Source organism: Citrobacter sp. wls827 (assembly GCF_005280875.1).
Taxonomy (GTDB): domain Bacteria; phylum Pseudomonadota; class Gammaproteobacteria; order Enterobacterales; family Enterobacteriaceae; genus Citrobacter; species Citrobacter youngae.
The window spans coordinates 117085-120779 of record NZ_SZWR01000018.1; the positions used below are offsets into that span (position 1 = coordinate 117085).

At 51.6% G+C, this 3695-nt stretch carries 4 protein-coding genes; 1 reads left to right on the forward strand and 3 read right to left on the reverse strand.

Annotated elements, in window-relative coordinates; genetic code table 11:
* From FDX03_RS23410 to qseB, 3 genes are all read right to left on the reverse strand, one after another.
* A partial coding sequence (locus tag FDX03_RS23410; RefSeq protein ID WP_249357064.1) for a DUF2169 domain-containing protein occupies positions 1-770 on the reverse strand: 770 nt, incomplete at its 3' end.
* Positions 771-1112: 342 nt separating this feature from the next.
* A complete protein-coding gene (gene qseC, locus FDX03_RS13795) occupies positions 1113-2462 on the reverse strand; it encodes a quorum sensing histidine kinase QseC (protein ID WP_137346069.1) in 1350 nt (449 codons plus the stop codon).
* Positions 2459-3118, reverse strand: coding sequence for a quorum sensing response regulator transcription factor QseB (qseB, locus tag FDX03_RS13800; protein WP_048213234.1), 660 nt, complete (start codon positions 3116-3118; stop codon positions 2459-2461). The genes qseC and qseB overlap by 4 nt, the downstream gene beginning before the upstream one ends.
* A 152-nt stretch (positions 3119-3270) precedes the next feature.
* On the opposite strand from qseB, the gene FDX03_RS13805 reads away from it, so the two are divergent.
* Entirely contained in the window at positions 3271-3666 is a 396-nt protein-coding gene (locus FDX03_RS13805) for a YgiW/YdeI family stress tolerance OB fold protein (protein WP_005123105.1), read from the forward strand.
* The last annotated feature ends 29 nt before the right edge of the window (positions 3667-3695 follow it).

A 3695-nucleotide genomic window follows, 5' to 3' on the forward strand; every position in this document is an offset into this window, starting at 1 on the left:
TGGTATTCAGGGGCCGACCAGTCAGCATTATCATCGCCGGAGACGGCAATAAAATGCGCAAGGGTGAACGGTGTGTCTGTGGCAATAATCCGCGGGGCTTCGACCTGCTGTGCTTTGCCGGCCCGCAGATACCAGGGCGGTGCATAACCCAGCCCCAGCGGATTGACCGGGCAGACGGTGTGCGCCAGCGGGGGATTATCACTATCAGGATGTGCACTGCGTTGTGGTTCTGTCAGGCGATGGGCTTCCGGGATACGGGCAGCATATTCGCAGTCCGCCGCCATACGGCATTCCCCCCCAAAGGCGTAGCGATAGTTCAGTGGCAGCGAGGTGAAGGGGGCGGGTTCCGTTTCGTACCATTGCCCGGTTAACGCCTGTTGCCGGTAAAAACGCTGACCGGTGATGCGCACACTTTTGTCCAGTATCATGTCACCGGATGGGGCATGTATGAGTACACCTGCCGTCATTTCCGGTACAGCGGCGCCATCCGGTGTGTAAGCTGTGCCATTTACGAGGATATCGCAGGCGGGTTTCAGCGGAACAAGGTCACTTTCCTGCCTCACCGGAGAGGTATTTAATTCCCCGAAAAACTTATCTTCCAGGCATAACGGCAGCGCGGGATATTCCATCAGCACCGGCTGCCACTGACCATTATCACCCGGTACAAGACGGAAGCCGGTTTTCATGGCAACAACGTGATGCCGTTTGCCATGAATATCCTCCATGACGTACGCCATCGCGGAGAATGGCGTCAGATTACGAAATTCCATTTTATTTATACCTGAATGATGTAGAATAATAATTATATCGTTGATTGTATTTGTTACATGAATTAAGTTTTATTTTTCGAGATAACAAGAATTAAAAAATCATTCTGAATTATTTATTTTGATATTGGGCATTCTGCGGGAGTTTATACTTGATTTAAAACGGAGGGGGAAGGTAAAACATGCAATATTATGATTTTGTATATTTGCTTTTGTTTATATAAAATCAGATTATTGTAAGTGTTGTTTGAATTTAATGAATCATCCTTGTTGTTCCTGTTTTTTATGAGTAATTTTTCGCGGTTTATTCAGAAAACCACCTTGATGGTTCTCTGAAAATATTTTCTACCACTTAACTTTCGCTTCAAACCCGCCTTCCGGCGCATTGCCAAACGAGGCTGACATTCCATGCAGTGTTGCGATACGGCGGACGATCGACAGGCCCAGACCACTACCGGTAACACTTTGTCCCGGCGGACGATAAAAGCGTTCACCGATGTGCGTCAGGATTTCCGGCGCAACGCCAGGCCCGTTATCTTTGACGCTGAAATTGCGGGTATTGAGCGTCACTTCCACAATGCTCCCCCGCGGGCTGTAGCGAATCGCATTATCCAGCAGATTTCGTACCATCAGGCTGAGTAACAGCGGTTGTCCCGTGTGCGTGATGTGGTGCACGTTAATCTGCAACCGCACATCGATGTGCGCCTGCTGTGCCGGATGGTAGATGTCCATCACCGCGGATTGCAGAAGCTCCTCCAGCGAGATTTCCGCCACATCCTGAAGATTGTCGAGGGAGTCGAGGCGCGAAAGCGTCAGGAGCTGATCAACCAGTCGGGTAGCGCGGTCAATTCCCGTCTGCATCTGCATTAACGCTTTTTGTCGTGCCTGCGGATCATCGTCGGACAACTGCGCGACTTCGGTCTGTACCTTCAGTGCCGTCAACGGACTGCGCAGTTCATGGGCGGCATCAGAGGTAAAGCGCCGTTCGCGAACCATCATCGAATGTGTGCGGATAAACAGTTGATTGAGCGAATCAACCAGTGGGCGAACCTCGCCAGGAATACCTTTCAGGCTCAGTGGTTCTTCAGATTCCGGATCCCGCACACGTAAAGCCTGCGCCAGCTTTTTTAGCGGCTTAAGTTCAAGGCTTAACAGGACAATCAGGATCAGCAGCATCAGCGGCAGGGCGACCAGCCACGGCACCAATTGGGCCGTCACGATCGCCAGGGCCATATCTTCGCGATATTCCCACTCCTGACCGACCACGATCCGGTACTTTTTATCCGCTGAAGTTAGCCAGATAAAGCGCCATTTATCGTTATCACCGTTCAGATAACCATCGTCAAACCCTTCCCGACGATAGCTATAGGGAATGTACTGACCATTGTCACCATCATGAAGAACCATTTTTCCATCCGGCGTGTAGACCGCAAAGGTCAGTACATCGTCGTCAATATGGCCATGTTTGAACTTTTTCGGTGTCTGCGCGATGCGCTCAGAAGCTTTTAGTTCGTCAAGATCCAGCGTGACCAGCCGTTTGGCAAACAGCATCAGCTGCGTGTCAAACATCTCATCCACGTTATCAGTGGTTTGTTTCCAGGCGACAAAACTGGAAATCAACCAGGTTACCAAAACCAAAATGATAAATATAAGCGTAAGTCTGATGCGCAGACTCAGGCGTTGTGTGAGTTTCATGCGTCACCCAGGGTGTAGCCAATGCCATGTACCGTGCGGATAAAGTCGCTGCCGAGCTTACGGCGCAAGTGATGGACGTGGACCTCCACCGCATTACTGGAGACGTTTTCATCCCAGTTATACAGTTTTTCTTCAATCAGCTTGCGGGGCAGGACGCGCCCTTTGTTACGCATCAGCAGTTCCAGCAGCGCGAACTCTTTTGGCTTAAGCGATAACGGCTCACCCGCGAACGTGGCGACCAGCGCGCCGGGATCAAGCGAAACCTGACCATGGCGCAGTTCGCTGGTGGCCTGGCCGCTGGCGCGGCGTACCAATGCTTCCAGTCGGGCGGCAACTTCGATCAGCGCAAAGGGTTTACACAGATAGTCATCCGCGCCCAGGCGCAGACCTTCCACGCGTTCTGTCAGCGCGTCACGAGCGGTAAGAATCAGCACCGGCTCCTGCTTCCCGTTGGCTCGCCATTCGCGCAGGATATCGCGCCCGTCTATGCCTGGCAGCGTCAGGTCGAGGATCACCGCATCATAAGGGGCGCTGTACAGTGCTTCTTTCCCCTGGCGACCCTCGGTAAACCAGTCGATGCTGAAACCCATTTTACTCAGACCTGTTTTCAGGCCGTCGCCAATCAGCGTGTCATCTTCTACCAGTAAAATACGCATATGTTCTTCCCTGCGGTCGCTCTCATTACCGTCAAGTAAACCTGTGGCTACAGCCTCTGTACAGTAAAAAAAGTATCTTTTTTTGCCTTAAGAACTTGTTAAGGATTAACTTATTTAATAGTCGTAAACCAACATGAAAGGGAGACATGACGATGAAAAAATTAGCTGCAATGGTTGCCGTAATGGCACTGTGTTCCGCACCTGTTCTGGCAGCGCAGCAGGGCGGCTTCTCTGGACCGACGACGACAACGCAAAGCCAAAATGGCGGCTTTGTTGGCCCAAACGGTAGCAGCACGACGGTAGAAAGCGCCAAATCGCTGCGTGATGACACCTGGGTTACCCTGCGCGGGAACATCGTTGAGCGTATTTCCGACGACCTGTATGTGTTTAAAGATGCAACCGGCACAGTGAACGTAGATATCGACCACAAACGCTGGAACGGCGTGACCGTCACGCCGCAGGATGTGGTTGAAATCCAGGGTGAAGTGGATAAAGACTGGAACTCCGTTGAAATCGACGTGAAACAGATTACCAAAGTTGCCAAATAATCCCCACCAGGGCCGCAGTCGCGGCCCTT

Excerpts from the sequence above, each read along its gene's own strand:
- qseC (WP_137346069.1), bottom strand. The coding sequence starts at position 2,462 with ATGAAACTCACACAACGCCTGAGTCTGCGCATCAGACTTACGCTTATA.
- qseB (WP_048213234.1), bottom strand. The coding sequence starts at position 3,118 with ATGCGTATTTTACTGGTAGAAGATGACACGCTGATTGGCGACGGCCTG.
- FDX03_RS13805 (WP_005123105.1), top strand. The coding sequence starts at position 3,271 with ATGAAAAAATTAGCTGCAATGGTTGCCGTAATGGCACTGTGTTCCGCA.